16 protein-coding genes are annotated in these 15,903 nt (G+C 63.2%); 2 read left to right on the top strand and 14 right to left on the bottom strand.

Translation table 11 applies throughout. The features are described from left to right. Positions 1–51 precede the first annotated feature (51 nt). The 3 genes from prfB to VIZ63_RS17955 form a co-directional block, all read right to left on the bottom strand. Positions 52–1,147 (bottom strand): peptide chain release factor 2 gene (gene prfB / locus VIZ63_RS17965; protein ID WP_333783812.1). Its coding sequence is split into 2 segments (ribosomal slippage): positions 52–1,083 and positions 1,085–1,147, totalling 1,095 coding nucleotides; the frame shifts between segments, so codons are not numbered across the junction. Between the two features lie 96 nt (positions 1,148–1,243). After that, positions 1,244–2,965: a single-stranded-DNA-specific exonuclease RecJ gene (gene recJ / locus VIZ63_RS17960; protein WP_331611075.1), complete on the bottom strand. Its 1,722-nt coding sequence runs from the start codon at positions 2,963–2,965 to the stop codon at positions 1,244–1,246. Beyond that, positions 2,962–3,948 carry a hypothetical protein gene (locus VIZ63_RS17955; RefSeq protein ID WP_331611074.1) on the bottom strand — a complete coding sequence of 329 codons (987 nt, stop codon included), beginning with the start codon at positions 3,946–3,948 and terminating at the stop codon, positions 2,962–2,964. Before VIZ63_RS17955 ends, recJ begins: the two co-directional genes overlap by 4 nt. A gap of 39 nt (positions 3,949–3,987) precedes the next feature. Between VIZ63_RS17955 and VIZ63_RS17950 the strand changes: the two genes are divergently transcribed. Continuing rightward, complete coding sequence (locus VIZ63_RS17950; RefSeq protein WP_331611073.1) at positions 3,988–4,362, top strand: Mth938-like domain-containing protein; 375 nt, start codon at positions 3,988–3,990, stop codon at positions 4,360–4,362. A gap of 592 nt (positions 4,363–4,954) precedes the next feature. On the opposite strand, the gene VIZ63_RS17945 is transcribed toward VIZ63_RS17950, so the two are convergent. Genes VIZ63_RS17945 through surE form a run of 3 tightly spaced genes read right to left on the bottom strand, consistent with a single transcriptional unit; the run spans position 4,955 to position 7,157 of the window. Then, entirely contained in the window at positions 4,955–5,677 is a 723-nt protein-coding gene (locus VIZ63_RS17945; RefSeq protein ID WP_331611072.1) for a peptidoglycan DD-metalloendopeptidase family protein, read from the bottom strand. Between the two features lie 23 nt (positions 5,678–5,700). Beyond that, positions 5,701–6,399, bottom strand: coding sequence for a protein-L-isoaspartate(D-aspartate) O-methyltransferase (locus tag VIZ63_RS17940; RefSeq protein ID WP_349261219.1), 699 nt, complete (start codon positions 6,397–6,399; stop codon positions 5,701–5,703). Then, positions 6,396–7,157, bottom strand: a complete 762-nt coding sequence (surE, locus tag VIZ63_RS17935; RefSeq protein WP_331611071.1) for a 5'/3'-nucleotidase SurE — start codon at positions 7,155–7,157, stop codon at positions 6,396–6,398. The genes VIZ63_RS17940 and surE overlap by 4 nt, the downstream gene beginning before the upstream one ends. Positions 7,158–7,231: 74 nt before the next feature. On the opposite strand from surE, the gene VIZ63_RS17930 reads away from it, so the two are divergent. Continuing rightward, a complete protein-coding gene (locus tag VIZ63_RS17930; protein WP_331611070.1) occupies positions 7,232–7,768 on the top strand; it encodes a Smr/MutS family protein in 537 nt (178 codons plus the stop codon). A gap of 8 nt (positions 7,769–7,776) precedes the next feature. On the opposite strand, the gene truD is transcribed toward VIZ63_RS17930, so the two are convergent. The 8 genes from truD to tilS form a co-directional block, all read right to left on the bottom strand. Then, a complete protein-coding gene (truD, locus tag VIZ63_RS17925; protein ID WP_331611069.1) occupies positions 7,777–8,826 on the bottom strand; it encodes a tRNA pseudouridine(13) synthase TruD in 1,050 nt (349 codons plus the stop codon). Next, on the bottom strand, positions 8,823–9,317 hold the full coding sequence (ispF, locus tag VIZ63_RS17920; protein ID WP_331611068.1) for a 2-C-methyl-D-erythritol 2,4-cyclodiphosphate synthase: 495 nt from the start codon (positions 9,315–9,317) through the stop codon (positions 8,823–8,825). Before ispF ends, truD begins: the two co-directional genes overlap by 4 nt. After that, complete coding sequence (gene ispD / locus VIZ63_RS17915; protein ID WP_331611067.1) at positions 9,314–10,024, bottom strand: 2-C-methyl-D-erythritol 4-phosphate cytidylyltransferase; 711 nt, start codon at positions 10,022–10,024, stop codon at positions 9,314–9,316. Before ispD ends, ispF begins: the two co-directional genes overlap by 4 nt. A 105-nt stretch (positions 10,025–10,129) precedes the next feature. Next, positions 10,130–10,453 (bottom strand): cell division protein FtsB, encoded by a 324-nt coding sequence (ftsB, locus tag VIZ63_RS17910; RefSeq protein WP_331611066.1) that lies wholly within the window; start codon positions 10,451–10,453, stop codon positions 10,130–10,132. Between the two features lie 12 nt (positions 10,454–10,465). Further along, positions 10,466–11,764, bottom strand: a complete 1,299-nt coding sequence (eno, locus tag VIZ63_RS17905; RefSeq protein ID WP_331611065.1) for a phosphopyruvate hydratase — start codon at positions 11,762–11,764, stop codon at positions 10,466–10,468. Next, positions 11,761–12,594: a 3-deoxy-8-phosphooctulonate synthase gene (gene kdsA / locus VIZ63_RS17900; RefSeq protein ID WP_331611064.1), complete on the bottom strand. Its 834-nt coding sequence runs from the start codon at positions 12,592–12,594 to the stop codon at positions 11,761–11,763. The genes eno and kdsA overlap by 4 nt, the downstream gene beginning before the upstream one ends. Before the next feature lie 116 nt (positions 12,595–12,710). Then, positions 12,711–14,357, bottom strand: a complete 1,647-nt coding sequence (locus tag VIZ63_RS17895) for a CTP synthase (RefSeq protein ID WP_331611063.1) — start codon at positions 14,355–14,357, stop codon at positions 12,711–12,713. 158 nt (positions 14,358–14,515) lie between these two features. Next, the gene (gene tilS, locus VIZ63_RS17890; protein WP_331611062.1) at positions 14,516–15,880 is read right to left on the bottom strand and encodes a tRNA lysidine(34) synthetase TilS; all 1,365 of its coding nucleotides are present in this window, start codon (positions 15,878–15,880) and stop codon (positions 14,516–14,518) included. Positions 15,881–15,903: the final 23 nt, after the last annotated feature.

The following is a 15,903-nucleotide window of genomic DNA, read 5'->3' as shown; positions in this document are numbered from 1 at the left end:
ATCTGCGCAGGAATCGATTTCCCTCCTGCGGTCTGACGCGGCTCTTGCCTCTCAAAGCCCCTGCTTCAGGCTGGCTTCCAGGAACTGATCCAGGTCGCCGTCGAGCACGGCAACGGTATTACCGACCTCGACGTTGGTCCGCAGATCCTTGATCCGCGACTGGTCGAGCACGTAGGAACGGATCTGGTTGCCCCAGCTCACGTCGGACTTGGCGTCTTCGAGCACTTTGGCGGCGGCGTTGCGCTTGTTCACTTCGAACTCGTAGAGCTTCGCCTTCAGCATCTTCATCGCCTTGTCGCGATTCTTGTGCTGGCTGCGCTCCGCCTGACACGCGACCACGATCCCAGTGGGCATATGCGTGATACGCACGGCCGATTCCGTCTTGTTGACGTGCTGACCGCCCGCGCCACTCGATCGATACACGTCGGTCTTGAGATCGGCGGGATTGATCGAAATATCGATGTCCTCGTCGACTTCCGGCGAGACGAACACCGACGCGAACGACGTGTGCCGCCGTGCGTTGGAATCGAACGGCGACTTGCGCACCAGGCGATGCACGCCCGTTTCGGTACGCAGCCAACCGTAGGCGTAGTCGCCGGTGAAGTTGATGGTCGTGCCCTTGATGCCGGCCACTTCGCCGTCGCTGATGTCGACCACTTCGGTCTTGAATCCATGGGCTTCGCCCCAGCGCAGGTACATGCGCATGAGCATCTGCGCCCAGTCCTGTGCTTCGGTGCCGCCGGCGCCCGCCTGGATATCCAGGAACGCGCTGTGCGAATCCATCTTGCCCGGGAACATGCGCTGGAACTCGAGCTTCTTGATGTCCTGCTCGATGGCGGCGATGTCGCCCTGCACATCCTCGACCGTGGATTCGTCGTTCTCGGCGACGGCCATGTCGAGAAGCTCGACGGCATCACCCAGGCCATTGCGAATACTGTCAAGCGTGCCGACGATGGCTTCGAGGCGTGAGCGCTCGCGACCCAGTTCCTGAGCCTTGTCGGGCGTGCTCCAGATTCCCGGATCCTCCAGCTCGCGGCTGACCTCGGTCAGGCGATCGTGCTTGTTATCGTACTCAAAGAAACCTCCGGAGAGCTTCACTGCGCTCTGCGAGATCATCGAGGGTACGGCGGATCAGATTGACTTCCATGGGAGCGTCGACGGGAGTTTGCGGGGGGCGCGATGGTAGCACGGCCACCAGCAACGGATTGAGGGCGGCCTTCCGTCGACCGCCCCGGACTCCGAGCTACACGAGCACCCGCAAATGCTCGACGACGAGTTGCAGGCGCTCGGTGCCGTTGTAGCGGTTCACATCCAGCCGATATGCGATTTCGATGCGATTGCCGGCCGCGACCTGCGGCGCATCGTCATGATCGAAGTGACGGAAGGCGATGGCCTCGCAGACCGCCCCACCCTCGCGCTGCACATCCATCCGCAGATGGCGCTCACCGAGCACGCGCGTAGTGCGCACGGTGAATTCGCCATCGAACAGGGGCTCGGGAAATGCCTGCCCCCAGGGCCCAGATTCCCGCAACAGATGAGCGACGTCGAGCGTCAGGTCGCCAGCGGCAAGATCCCCATCGGAATGCATCACGCCCGTCGCATCGTCGCGCGTCATCCAACGCGAGACCTCCGCATCGAATGCCGCACGGAAATCGTCGAGACGCTCTGCGGGCAGCGTCAGCCCCGCAGCCATCGCATGTCCGCCGAACTTTTCGATCAGTCCCGGATGACGATTTGCGATCGCATCGAGAACATCGCGGATGTGCACGCCGGACACCGAGCGCGCCGACCCTTTCAGGAATCGCTGATCACCGCGGGCCAATGCGATGACCGGCCGATGCACCCGCTCCTTCACCCGCGACGCGACCAGACCCACGACGCCCTGATGCCAGGTTTCATCGAACAGGCACAGACCCAGCGGCAGGCTTGCGTCATCGCGCATGTCGGCGACGGCCAGCATGGCCTCCTGCTGCATCTGCAATTCCAGTTCGCGGCGATCATGATTCAACTGCGTGAGCCGCCCGGCGAGCAATCGCGCCGTCTCCAGATCGTCGGCCAGCAGGCATTGGATGCCCACGGTCATGTCGTCGAGCCGACCCGCCGCATTCAAGCGTGGCCCGACCTGGTAGCCGAGATCCGAGGCAACGGCCGACGCCATCGAGCGCCCAGCCGTTTCGAGCAGCATGCGGATGCCAGGTACACAGCGTCCGGCACGGATCCGCCGCAATCCCTGCTGCACCAGCACGCGGTTGTTGCGATCGAGCGGCACGAGGTCCGCGACGGTGCCGAGCGCGACCAGATCCAGCAGGTCGGCGACGGGCGGTGGCTGCGGGTGCAAACCGCGGATCTGCATTTCGCGCGTCAGCGCCGCCATCAGGTAGAACGCGACGCCCACACCGGCGAGCGCCTTGCTCGGAAACTCATCGCCGGGCGAATTCGGATTCACGATGGCGGCGGCCTCCGGCAGCGTAGCTGCCGGCAAATGATGGTCCGTCACCAGGACCTCGATTCCGAGCCCCTTCGCTTCGAGCACACCGGCGTGGCTCGCAATGCCGTTGTCGACCGTGACGATGAGCGCAGGCTGACGGGTGGCCGCGAGCCGCACGATCTCCGGCGTGAGACCGTAGCCATACTCGAACCGATTCGGCACCAGAAAATCGACCTGGGCGAAGCCCAGGCGGGCCAGTTGGCGTACGACGAGCGCAGTGCTCGTCGCACCATCGGCATCGAAATCGCCGACGATGAGCACGCGGCTGCGGGCCGTGAAGTGCTGGCATAGCAGGTCGACCGCCGCGTCAATGCCGCCGAGCTGCCGGACAGGAATCAGTCGATCGAGTCCCAACTCCAGATCGGCCGGTGAGGCGAGGCCGCGCGTCGAATACAGGCGACGCAACAGCGGATGCAGCGTCGCAGGCAGCAATGACTCGTCCGCTTGCGGACGACGACGGATGGAATGGCCACTCAACGCTGCGATCCCCACTGCGACAGCGGCAGTGCACGCCGCCAGAAACGCCGCAGATCGCCGCGACGGACATCGATATGCCATTCATCGAGAATGATATCCAGTCGTGACAGCCGCCCCTGCGCGAGGGCCGCAGACAACGGACTCAGCCAATGAGAATCGAACGATTCGAGATCGGCCTCAGGCACGACAGCGATGGCTCGCGGCGCACGCGCAATCGATTGCAGCAGCACCTCCGGATTCTGCGGCAGCTCACCGACAGACTGATCAGACCGCCGGTACAGGCCATGAAGGAAGGCACGGCTGCCGAACGCGGCAGGAAACTCGGACGACATCGAACTCTCCAAAGGGACGCTACTGCCCCACAGCCACACCGCATTGATCGCTGGTAATCCGCGACGCGCACGCGCCTCATTGACCGGGTGCTCATGCAGCAGCATCTGCATTTCCGTCATCACGCGGCGCACCACGGGGGAATCCGCGCCACGTGGCATGACAGATTGCAGTTCGTTCGATGACGCAGCCTCGGGGGTCGAGGTCACGACCTGCAGCGGGCGGGCGGCTCGAACGAACCATTCGCCGCCGGCTGCCTGCAGGACGAAGTCGCCGGACGTGAAGCTGGACGACAGTGTCTCGAACAGTTCCGAGCGCTCGGCGTCAGTGACCCGCGCCTCCTCTGTGAGCGTCAGGAATGTCAGGCGATCCAGGCCGGCGGCGAAATGCACCGGCTCGGCGGCGAACCAGTAGCCGTCGTGCCCGCTCATGCTCACCGCAGCGCTGCCCACCGAATCGGGGGCGATGCCGAGCACATCCAGCAGGCCGCGCTGCCAGGGCTGCAGGGACGACTTCGCGTCGGTGCGCACCCAGCGACGTGCGACCGACCCACGACCCGCCAGCCGCTCCAGACCAGGAGATGCAGGCTCTTCGCGCGACGGCGCCACCCCGATCTCGGAGGCAATCAATGTAAGCCAGGGGGGAGTCGACATCAGCGCCGCAGGGAAACCAAGGTGCGGTATCGTAACGGAATGAAACTGACAGACGACAGCGTCGCCGGCATTCAACTGGTGCGCGCCTATGGCCCCGGAGAACTTCGTATCAACGAGACGATCGTGACCAGCAGCTGTCTGGTGCGAGCCGACAAGTTGGTCAGCGACTGGCGCCCGCAATCGCTGGCTGAGCTGACGGCAGCGGACCTGGACGCCGTATTGGCGCTGGATCCCGAGATCGTCGTGCTGGGTTCAGGGACCCGACAGAAATTTCCGCAGCCCGCGTTGCTCGCGAAGATTCTTTCGCGGGGGATCGGTTGCGAGGTGATGGACACCGGCGCCGCATGCCGCACGTACAACGTGCTGGTCAGCGAAGATCGACGGGTCGTGGCGGCGCTCTTCCTGCAGGACTGATGCGATCACTGTCGATGAGGTTTCCGCAAGGACCCGGATTTGCCGGCTTGCTGCGATTGGAAGGGATCGGCAGCTGATCTTCTGAGTCTCGGATCTTCCGGTTCAAGCTACCGGGAGACTGATCCTCTGAGTCTCGTGCGGTTCAGGGCAAACCGGGAGACTGATCTTCTGGCTTCTCCCGGTTCAGGGCAACCGGGAGAAGACGCGAGGGACTGAAGTTCGTTCGACCAACTCGTCTCCGCGTGTTCACGAGGAACATTCACTTGACGAAGTATTCTTTTTCTTTTGGTTTTGTTCTTCTTCGCGCTGTTTCCTCGAATCCCCCTCCGCCCCCGCGCCTTCACCCCGTTACCCTGCGGCCCGTTCGCTGTCGGTGACCAGCGACGTGGAGCGGATGTTAGACATACGTACGGAGCAAGCGCAACTACTGTCGGCAACTTGTTTACTCAATTAGTTGCAATTGCAATGATTGCGCCACGAACCTGCATGATTACTGCTCACCAACGATGGCAGTGCGGCGCACGCGCCGCGTGCCTGAGCGTTTCCCTCAACGCCCCGATGCGATCCCGCGCAAAAATCAACGTTGATATATCTAGCGCCGTTGCGGCAGCAACGACAGAGGGTTACCGGGCGTGCCATTGATCCGGATCTCGAAATACAACATCGGCGTGCCCTGCGGTCCGTTGCCCATGGTCGCGATTCGCTGCCCGGCACCGACCGCATCGCCTTCTTTCACGACAACGGCCTGAGTATGTCCATAAGCACTGAGATACGTTTCGTTGTGCTTAATGATGACGAGTTGGCCGTAACCCAGGAGACCGGTGCCGCTGTAGACGACCCTGCCTGACCCCGCGGCGCGAATATCCTGACCGGGGCGTCCATCGATGGTGAGGCCCTGCCCCCCATTGGGTCGCGTCGTGAGCGTGGCTGTGCCGGCTTCTACGGGCCAGCGCCATTGGATTGGCGGACCGGCTGGCGCACTCACCTTGGGAGGAGTTTTGGGGGATGCTGCGGCAGGCGCACGATTCGACGAACGAGCTGGCGCCTTGGAAGCGGTGGTGACGGTGCCGCGTCCTGAAGGCGACAATCGCAACACCTGACCGGGACGAATCAGGTAGTCGCGCCCGAGACCATTCCATCGCGCGAGATCGCGATAGTCGACCTTGTGACGTGCGGCGATCGAGTAAAGAGTGTCACCACGCTTGACGGTGTAACTCGCAGACGCAGGCGGATTCGACGAGCAGGCGACGAGCAGCAGGACAACGAGGGCACAGGCCAGACGCAACGACGACGAGAGTGACGCGGGCCACGCCAACGGTCAGAACCTCATGGCGCTGATCACCCCAATCCCTTCAGTAGCGGCACGAAACTCACCAGGCCCAGCATTTCCTGATGGAAGTCATCACCGCGACGCGTGATCCTCAGGAGCTGCTGGCGACCTTCCGGGCCCACCGGAGCGATCAACCGTCCTCCCGGACCCAGCTGTGTCAGCAGCACTTCAGGGATGGCGAGCGGCGCCGCCGCCATCAGGATACCGTCATAAGGCGCGTGCGACACCCATCCCTTGAAGCCATCGCCATGACGCAAATGGACATTGCGCAGGTTGAGTTCTTTCACGCGCGCGCGTGCGCGTTCCAGCAAGGCACTGATGCGCTCGACGCTGTACAGGAATTTGACGAAGGGAGACAGCACGGCCGTCTGGTAGCCACAGCCGGTGCCTATCTCCAGCACCTTGCGGGGCGCGGTGCCTTCGATCAGCGCCTCCGTCATGCGCGCCACCACATACGGTTGCGAGATCGTCTGACCCAGACCGATCGGCAGCGCCGTATCTTCGTACGCACGCGTCGCGAGCGCCTCGTCGACGAACAGATGGCGCGGCACATTACGGATCTGTTCCAGCACTTCCGGATTCACGATGCCCTGCTCGCGCAGTCGCTGCACCAGACGCTCGCGCGTACGCGCAGACGTCATGCCGATGCCGCTGTGGCGACTCGCACTCGTCACGATCGGCGCGGCTCTGTCGTAGGGCGGTTTCATGCCTCACGCCCCCGCAGCCAGTTGTCCATGTCTTCGAGCATCGAATGCCGGGTGAGATCGATCTGCAGCGGCGTCACGGACACGTAGCCATTCGCAACCGCATCGAAGTCGGTGCCCTCACCCGCATCCTGCCCGAGCCCTGCGGGCCCGACCCAATACACGGGACGGCCACGCGGATCCTCCGCGCGCAGGATCGGTTCCGAGCGATGACGAAAACCCAGGCGCGTCACCTTGTAGCCCTTCAACTGTTCGTACGGCAGATCGGGAACATTGACGTTGAGAATAGTGGCCTGGTGCAGCGGCGAGCGCTGAATGCGCATCACCAGCTCCGCTGCGATCCGGCCGGCAGTCGCGTAGTGCTGACCCGAGCCTGGCTTGATCACGAGCGAGACCGCAATCGCGGACAGCCCCAGAAACCGACCCTCGATAGCAGCTGCGACCGTGCCCGAATAGAGCACGTCATCACCAAGATTCGCACCCTCGTTGATCCCGGAGACGACCATGTCGTGGTCGTACTCGAACAGGCCGGAGATGGCGAGGTGCACGCAGTCGGTCGGGGTGCCGTTGCCGACGAAGTAACGATCCTGGTCGAATGGGAAGACGCGCAAAGGCACATCGAGCGTCAGGGAGTTGCTTGCGCCGCTGCGATTGCGGTCGGGCGCGACGACAGTGACTTCCGCCAGCGGCTGCAGTGCCTCGGTCAGTACGCGCAGTCCCTCCGCGCGATAGCCATCGTCATTGCTGATAAGGATCTTCACACTGATAGAAATCTGGAACCGCGCCTGCCACGCGGCGACAAACTATACTGGAAACGTTGCGACGAATCCTCGACATGAAGACGCCCGACGACCCGGACAAGGACCTGTTTCGCGAAGCGATGCGCGAAGTGAAGCGCCTGCGCACCGAGAATGAGGCCCCGCAGCCGCCGAAACCAATCGCGAAAGCGCGGTTCACTCGCCTGGACCGGCGCGAGGTATTGAGGGAAAGCCTGCAGCCTCCCGCCGATGACCTGCTGCTCGGCACGGGCGACGAACTGTGCTTTCGCCGGCCGCACATTTCCCAGGACATTCTCGTCAAGCTGCGACGCGGCCACTATGTCGTCGACGCCGAGATCGATCTGCACGGACTCAATGGAGCGCAGGCGCAAGAGGCGTTGCGCGACTTCGTCGCCAACGCGATCCATCGCGACTTCAGATGCATCAGGATCGTGCACGGCAAGGGCCGGCGCTCCGGGCCGCGAGGACCCGTGCTCAAGAACATCGTCAATCGCTGGCTGCAGCACATCGACCCGGTGCTCGCCTTCGCGTCCGCACGCGCCGTGGATGGCGGGAGCGGCGCGGTGTACGCCCTGCTGAAGACCAAACGGTAGGAGGGAATTTACTCCTCATCCGCCTCCAGATGCCCCTGAGCGAACGCGTCCTGCAGAATCTCGTGCAGCACGGACGTCGCGAAGGCGCCCTTGGGCAGGCGGAAGCGCAATCGCAATCCGTCGGTCTCGACACTCCAGCTCAGGTCACTGACATGCAATCGCAGGGAGCGGCGCTCCTGATCCATGTCGATGCGGGCCAGGCCTTCCGACAGAACGGCGTTGCGTTGCGCCACCTCGCGCTCCAGAGCCGCGACATCGGCTTGCGACGCCAGCTCACCCCGACCCCATAACGGCCCCGTCGGATGGATGTCCTGGATCCGGCAGCGTTCGGTCAGCGTGTCATCGAGCGCATCCACCTTGAAGACGCTGTTGCTGCCATCCAGATTTGCAACGTCTCCTGCCTGCAGCAGATTCCAGGAGCCGGCATTCACCCGCTCTGCCAATACGTCATTGAAGATGGCCGCGCGCGCCGCCGAAAGCGCGAAGCCCCGCTCGAAGCGATCATGGAGTTCGATGTCACCGCCGAACCAGCGCTGCGCCCGAGTCAGGTTCGAGCCGTCGTTGCCGAAGCGCTGCGGACCGAAGTAGTTCGGCACGCCGAGCGCGGCGATGCGCTCCATGAGCCCCTCGAGACTGGCGATTTCACCGGTGAAATCGCGGATGAGAATCTCGAACTCGTTGCCGCGCAGCGCTCCTCGCTTCAGCTTGCGCCGGTGGCGCTCCGCGCGAATGACCTCGAACCCGTCGCCTGTGACGCCCGACCAATCGGTCATTGCCGATCGTACCGGCAGCGTGAAGGCCTGCTCCGTCACTGCATTGCGATCCTTGAGCCCCGCATAACCCACGTCGCGCGGATGAATCTGCGCGAGCTTGCCCAATTGCTTGGCCACCCAGTGCGTGTTCGCGCCGCGCTTGCGCACCGTGAGCAGCCAGTGGTCACCCTCGCCGTCGGCGGCGAAACCCAGCCATTCGCGCACGACGAAATCTTCCGGTGTGACCCGCAGACGGCCGCTGACGGGCGGTATGCCGTGCGCGCAAGGCAATTGCATGAGATTCATTGAGAAGACACTTCCTCGAGCAGAGCGATTGCCTGGCAGGCAATGCCTTCGCGCCGGCCGATGAAGCCCAAGGCTTCGCTCGTGGTCGCTTTGATGTTGACGCGATCGGGCGCGATGCCCAGATCGGCGCTGATGTTGGCGCGCATCGCATCGCGATGCCTGCCCAGACGCGGGGCTTCTGCGAGCACAGTGACGTCGACATTGACCACGGCGAACCCGCGCTGCCGGAGCAGCGATCGCGCATGCCGGACGAACTGTCGACTGTCGGCACCGCGCCAGGCCGGATCGGAGTCGGGAAAGTGCATCCCGATATCCCCCAACGCTCCCGCGCCCAGCAAGGCGTCGCAGAGCGCATGCAGCACGACGTCGCCGTCGGAGTGTGCCTTGATGCCTTGAGTGTGCGGGATCTTCACACCACCCAGCGTCACGTGATCACCAGCTTCGAAAGCGTGCACGTCGTAGCCCTGTCCGATGCGCAGACCAGTCGTCATGGACTTATGTTTTCCTGTTCTGCGAGGATGCGCTCCGCTCGCGCCAGATCCTCGGGCAATGTGATTTTGATGTTGTCCGGCCGACCGGCGACGACACGCGGTTGCAAACCCATGCCCTCGACGGCCTGCGCCTCGTCCGTCACGGCAACACCGCGCTCACGCGCCCGATGCAGAGCCCGAGCCAGCACGCCGTAACGAAACATTTGTGGCGTCAACGCGCGCCACAGGCCTTCGCGATTCACGGTCTCGATGACTCGCCCGGCAGCATCGGTCCGCTTCAATGTATCGACGACGGGCGCCGCCAGCAGTCCGCCAACAGGATCGTGAGCCAGCATCGTCAACAAGGCGTCGACTTCCTGGGCGCTCAGGCACGGCCGCGCCGCATCATGCACCAACACCCAGGCGTCATCGTCCAGATGCAGTGATTGCAATCCAGCATGCACGGAGTGCGCGCGCTCCACCCCTCCCATCACTGCGCTCACACGCGGATCCCGCGAGACCGCGAGCGTCGACCAGCGTCGATCATCCGCCGACAGGGCAACGACGACACCGGCACATTCCTGTCGCGCCAGCAGCGGCGCTAGCGACCACTCCAGCACCGTTTTGCCAGCGAGCGACAGATACTGCTTGGGCACGATCGAATCGCCCATGCGTCGCGAGCTGCCGGCCGCTGGAACGACGGCCCAGAACTTGAGAGGTACAACCATAAGAACGACAGGTCAGGGGCCGCAAAGGACCGCAAAAAAATACCCGCTGAGCAGCATGCGATCCTCGACCGACAATTCCTGTACGGGGCCTCTGGGATCTGATCGTCAGTGCTGCTTCTGCGCTTCCGCAACGGACTCAGGTGTCCGCACGACTTCACGTGGCGTCACGACCTGGTAGAAGGTTTCGCTCTGGCCGACCATCCCGAGGTCGGTACGGGCACGCTCTTCGATGGCGACCGTGCCCTTCTTGAGATCCTGCACCTCCGCAGCGAGCGTGCGGTTGCGCTCGCGCAGCGCCGTGTTCTCCACTTCCTGTTGTGCGATTTCTGCCCGCAGCCGTGCCACTTCCCGCATGCCGCCGTCGCCCAGCCACAGGCGGTATTGCAATACCGCCAGCAGCACGAGCATTCCGACGGCCAGGAATTTCATGAAGCCAGCTTTCTAGCAGGAAATTCCCGGCAGCGGAACCGGAAACGCCTCGACGCCGGCGTAACGCGCTTCGGCACCCAGTTCCGCTTCGATGCGCAGCAACTGGTTGTACTTGGCGATGCGATCCGACCGCGACAGCGAGCCCGTCTTGATCTGCGTGGCGCGCGTGGCCACTGCGATATCGGCGATGGTCGAATCTTCAGTCTCGCCCGAGCGATGCGAGACGACCGACGAATAGCCTGCATCCGCGGCCATATCGATGGCGGCCAGCGTTTCGGTGAGCGTGCCGATCTGGTTCGGCTTGATCAGGATGGAGTTCGCAATCTTCTTGCTGATGCCTTCCTGCAGGATCCGGGTGTTGGTCACGAACAGATCGTCGCCGACCAGTTGCACCTTCTTGCCAAGCCGCTGCGTCAGCAGCGCCCAGCCATCCCAATCGCCTTCGGCCATACCGTCTTCGATCGTGACGATCGGATACCGCCCGACCAGCCCGTCGAGGTAGTCGACGAACTGCGGCGACGTGAACTTGCGGTTCTCGGATTCCAGATCGTAGATGCCGCCCTTGTAGAACTCGGAGCTGGCGACATCGAGCCCGAGGAATATCTGCTTGCCGGCCTTGTAGCCCGCGCGCTCGATCGCTTCCAGAATCGTTTCGAGCGCAGCCTCGTTCGACGGCAGATCCGGAGCGAAACCGCCCTCGTCGCCCACGGCGGTAGCCAGCTTGCGCTCGTGCAACACTTTCTTGAGCGTGTGGAAAATCTCCGCGCCGTAGCGCACGGCTTCCGACAACGACGGGGCACCGACCGGCAGGATCATGAATTCCTGGATGTCGACGCTGTTGTCCGCATGCGCGCCGCCGTTGATGATGTTCATCATCGGCACCGGCAGGGTCTTCGGACCTGCGCCGCCGAGCAGGCGGAACAGCGACTGTTTGGTTTCGCGCGCAACTGCATGCGCATTGGCCAGCGACACGGCGAGCAGTGCATTCGCACCCAGACGCGACTTCGAGTCGGTGCCGTCGAGCTTGATCATCGCCTCGTCCAGCGCAGCCTGATCCGCCGCATCCTTGCCGACGAGGAGTGTCTTCAGTTCGCCATTCACGTTGGCGACCGCCTTCAGCACACCCTTGCCGAGATAGCGATTCTTGTCGCCATCGCGCAGTTCAACGGCCTCGCGCGTTCCTGTCGACGCGCCGGACGGCACTGCCGCACGTCCCGTGGCGCCGGACTCCAGCACAACATCGGCTTCCACGGTCGGATTGCCGCGCGAATCGATGATCTCGCGGCCGCGGATGTCGACGATCTTGCTCATAGCGAACTTTCCTCGAAGGGCTTGGATTTGACTGTTTTATCGATGGCCACGAGCGTCTCGAGCAGAGACTGCATACGCGCCAGCGGCCATGCATTCGGCCCGTCGGACAACGCCTTGTCCGGATCGGGATGCGTTTCCATGAAAAGACCGGAGATACCGGCTGCCATCGCAGCGCGCGCCAGTACCGGCACGAACTCGCGCTGACCGCCGGAAGAGGTGCCCTTGCCGCCCGGCAATTGCACCGAGTGCGTGGCATCGAAAACCACCGGCGCGCCGGTCTCGCGCATCACCGCGAGGGAGCGCATGTCCGATACCAGATTGTTGTAGCCGAAACTGAAGCCGCGCTCGCACACCATGATCTGCTCGTTGCCCGTCGAACGCGCCTTGTCGACGACGTTCTGCATCTCCCAGGGAGACAGGAACTGGCCCTTCTTGATGTTCACGGCGCGCTGCTGCGAACACACCTTCAGAATGAAGTTGGTCTGACGAGCGAGGAATGCTGGCGTCTGCAGCACATCGACAACGGCGGCGACTTCTTCCATCGGCGTGTCTTCATGCACGTCGGTGAGCACCGGCAGCTGCAACTGGCGCTTCACTTCGGAGAGGATCCGCAAACCCTCTTCCATGCCGGGGCCGCGATAACTTTTCTGCGACGAACGATTCGCCTTGTCGAACGACGATTTGAAGATGAAGGGTATGCCGAGACGACCGGTCAGCTCCTTGAGCTTGCCAGCCGTATCGAGGATGAGCCCCTCGCTCTCGATGACGCAGGGACCGGCGATCAGGAAGAACGGCTGGTCGGGACCGACGGTGAAATTCAGGAGACGCATAACTGGCTCACTAGCTCACTGGCTCACTGGCCAGAATCCAAAGGATAGGGCCGGCCACCGCGTTTCCCAGTCTGGCCGGTTGGCCAGTATGCCGGTCGGCCGGTCGGCCCCTCGTTTCAGCCATTCGCCGCAACCGGCATCTGGCTCTGATGATAGGCGCGCGCCGCCTTGATGAAACCGGTGAACAGCGGATGGCCATCACGCGGCGTGGAACGGAACTCCGGGTGGAATTGGCTGGCGACGAAGAACGGGTGTGCCGGCAACTCGATCATTTCGACGAGTCCGTCGCGCGAGAAGCCCGAGAAACGCAGGCCGGCGTTCATGAGCTTCTGCAGGTAGCGATTGTTGAACTCGTACCGATGACGATGGCGTTCGGCGATCACGTCCGACCCATAGACCTGATGAGCCTTCGAGCCATGCGAGAGGCGAACTTCCTGTGCGCCGAGACGCATGGTGCCGCCCATGTCGGACTTCTCGGTGCGCTGCTCGGTCGTACCCTTCTGATCTGTCCATTCGCTGATCAACGCGATCACGGGATGCGGCGCGCCGCGGTTGAACTCCGTCGAATGCGCACCCTCCAGCCCGGCGACGTTGCGCGCGTACTCGATGATCGCCAGCTGCATGCCGAGGCAGATGCCGAGATACGGAATCTGATTCTCACGCGCATAGCGGATCGCCTGGATCTTGCCTTCCACGCCGCGCTCGCCGAAACCGCCCGGCACCAGGATGGCATCCATCCCTTCCAGGCAACCGGCGCCATGCTTCTCGACGTCCGTCGCTTCGATGAACTGGATCGTGACACGCGTACGCGTGCCGAGACCGGCATGGGTCAGCGCCTCGCTCAGTGAAATGTACGCATCGCGCAGGTTCACGTACTTGCCGACCATGGCGATGTTGACCGTCGTGTCCGGGTTGGATTTGGCGGTGACGACGCGGCGCCACTCACTGAGATCCGCCGGCTTCACGTCCAGACGCAGCTTGTCGACGACGATCTGATCGAGCGACTCGTCGTGCAGCAGCATGGGAATCTTGTAGATGTCATCGGCATCCACCGCCGAGATGACCGCGCGCTCCTCGACGTTGGTGAACAGGGCGATCTTGCGGCGCTGTTCGTCAGGGATCGCGTTCTGCGCCCGGCACAGCAGGATATCGGGCTGGATACCGATCGAGCGCAGTTCCTTGACGGAATGCTGCGTCGGCTTGGTCTTGATCTCTCCGGAACTCGGGATGTAAGGCACCAGCGTGAGGTGCATGTAGAGCACATTGTGATGCCCCAGTTCGACTCCGAGCTGACGGATCGCCTCGAGAAACGGCAGCGACTCGATGTCGCCGACCGTGCCGCCGATCTCGACCATGCAGACATCGGCATCGCCCGCACCCAGCCGGATGCAGTGCTTGATCTCATCGGTGATGTGCGGGATCACCTGCACGGTCGCGCCGAGATAGTCGCCGCGACGTTCCTTCGCGATGACTCGCTCGTAAATGCGTCCGGTCGTGAAATTGCTGTTGCGCGAGGTGGTCGTACGTACGAAACGTTCGTAGTGTCCGAGATCCAGGTCGGTTTCGGTGCCGTCGTTGGTGACGAACACTTCGCCGTGCTGAAAGGGACTCATGGTGCCGGGATCCACGTTGATGTAGGGATCCAGCTTCACCATGCTGATCTTGAGGCCGCGGGCCTCGAGGATCGCGCCCAATGACGCGGCGGCGATGCCCTTTCCGAGTGAGGAAACGACACCACCAGTCACACAAATATAACGAGTCATCGGAAGCACCGTCGATGAAGGAGGAGGAGCAATTGGCGCTGCACCGAAGGCGCATCGCCGAACTCACGACGGGAGAGCAGTCTATCGGAATCGGTTCGATGACGAAAGAAGCAAAGCGATCGGGCAACCGCTTCCGCGCAAACTTTTTCTCATGATCATTACGGGACCTGCGGCTGGGCCTGGATCGGTGGCCTGCCCTGCCAGATCACTTGCACACCCTCGTCGTCCTCGCGAGCGGCAAACTCATCGGCCGTCCAGAGATCGCCGACCGCGACGAGCTGATCGCCCATCCATAGCAGCGGCAATCGACTACGCCACCACGGTAAAATATCAGCATCCTGCAGCAACTTCTTCAAGCTGCGGTGATGTCGCTGGCCGGCCGGACGAATCACTTCACCACCGTGACGGAACTCGACGCGCAGAGTGGATGACAGCAGCGCGCGCGACAGACCTGACCCGCGGACATCCTGCGCACACAACACTCCCAGCTGGTCGGGAAGTGTCATGGGGCGGCTCCAGTCCCATGCAACCGGTGCAGCAGCATCCGCGCTCCACTCACGGGTGGATTCTGCGTACAGCAGCCCACGAAACCGCCTTACTTCGAATCCATCCCACTGCGTGACGGGCAGGCGATCCTCCTGCGCGACGAGCATGTCGTGTTCCAGCGCAAGCAGTTTTCGAGTGGATGGCGCGCGTGCGCCCCGCAGTCTTGTCCAATACCGCAGCAAATTGCGGCGGCGAGCAACGCTCAGACCCGACAGGACATCGACCCGGAGACATGGACCCGCCGATGCGGTCGCGAGATCCGTCTGGGCCTGCTCGTCCATCAGCGCCAGACCTTCCCCTACGTGGCTCGCCGAACGCGCGGCGCTTTGCGACGCTGCGGGCCAGCGACTGCGCATCAATGGGATGACGTCCTGGCGCAGAAAATTGCGATCGAAGCGCCGACTGTCGTTGGAGGGGTCGGCAATCCATACGAGTTGCTGCGACGTCGCCCAGTCCTCGAGCGCGGAGCGCGTGAAGTCGAGCAGCGGACGCAGGTGCCAGCCGGGATGGAATTCGCGACTCACCGGCATCGCCGCCAGGCCCGCCAGGCCGGCGCCACGCAACAGCGCCAGCAACAACGTTTCGAACTGATCGTCAGCGTGATGCGCACTCAGCAGCACGTCTCCCGGCCGCAGGTGCTCGCGCAATGCGGCATAACGCGCGTCCCGGGCAGCGGCCTCCAGGCCTGCACCCGCGTCCCGCGCCACGCTTACTGTTCGCGACACGTAGTCGACCCCGAGTCGTTGCGCGACGGCCGCGCAATGCTGCGACCAGCGGGACGAGTCGGCATGCAGGTCATGGTCGATATGAATCGCGCGCAACGTGTACGACGAATCGTCGCGGACGCCCTGCGCCAATGCGGCCAGCAGAACCGTCGAGTCGAGACCGCCGCTGAACGCGACGCAGAGCCGGCCGCTGGCGGCGGCGGGCAGATGCGAGCGGACGATTGCCAGCAGCGTAGCGGGCGAGAAAATCATGGAAGCAACGTCATGGAGGTCAC

It is taken from the genome of Povalibacter sp. (assembly GCF_036520495.1).
In the GTDB taxonomy this organism is placed as follows: Bacteria; Pseudomonadota; Gammaproteobacteria; order Steroidobacterales; family Steroidobacteraceae; genus Steroidobacter.
This window is presented reverse-complemented; position numbering and strand designations above follow the sequence as displayed.

What these genes read in the sequence shown, in the direction of transcription:
- VIZ63_RS17955 (WP_331611074.1), bottom strand. Translation starts at nt 3,948, where the DNA reads ATGTCGACTCCCCCCTGGCTTACATTGATTGCCTCCGAGATCGGGGTG.
- VIZ63_RS17950 (WP_331611073.1), top strand. Translation starts at nt 3,988, where the DNA reads ATGAAACTGACAGACGACAGCGTCGCCGGCATTCAACTGGTGCGCGCC.
- VIZ63_RS17940 (WP_349261219.1), bottom strand. Translation starts at nt 6,399, where the DNA reads ATGAAACCGCCCTACGACAGAGCCGCGCCGATCGTGACGAGTGCGAGT.
- VIZ63_RS17930 (WP_331611070.1), top strand. Translation starts at nt 7,232, where the DNA reads ATGAAGACGCCCGACGACCCGGACAAGGACCTGTTTCGCGAAGCGATG.
- truD (WP_331611069.1), bottom strand. Translation starts at nt 8,826, where the DNA reads ATGAATCTCATGCAATTGCCTTGCGCGCACGGCATACCGCCCGTCAGC.
- ispF (WP_331611068.1), bottom strand. Translation starts at nt 9,317, where the DNA reads ATGACGACTGGTCTGCGCATCGGACAGGGCTACGACGTGCACGCTTTC.
- ispD (WP_331611067.1), bottom strand. Translation starts at nt 10,024, where the DNA reads ATGGTTGTACCTCTCAAGTTCTGGGCCGTCGTTCCAGCGGCCGGCAGC.
- ftsB (WP_331611066.1), bottom strand. Translation starts at nt 10,453, where the DNA reads ATGAAATTCCTGGCCGTCGGAATGCTCGTGCTGCTGGCGGTATTGCAA.
- eno (WP_331611065.1), bottom strand. Translation starts at nt 11,764, where the DNA reads ATGAGCAAGATCGTCGACATCCGCGGCCGCGAGATCATCGATTCGCGC.
- kdsA (WP_331611064.1), bottom strand. Translation starts at nt 12,594, where the DNA reads ATGCGTCTCCTGAATTTCACCGTCGGTCCCGACCAGCCGTTCTTCCTG.
- VIZ63_RS17895 (WP_331611063.1), bottom strand. Translation starts at nt 14,357, where the DNA reads ATGACTCGTTATATTTGTGTGACTGGTGGTGTCGTTTCCTCACTCGGA.
- tilS (WP_331611062.1), bottom strand. Translation starts at nt 15,880, where the DNA reads ATGATTTTCTCGCCCGCTACGCTGCTGGCAATCGTCCGCTCGCATCTG.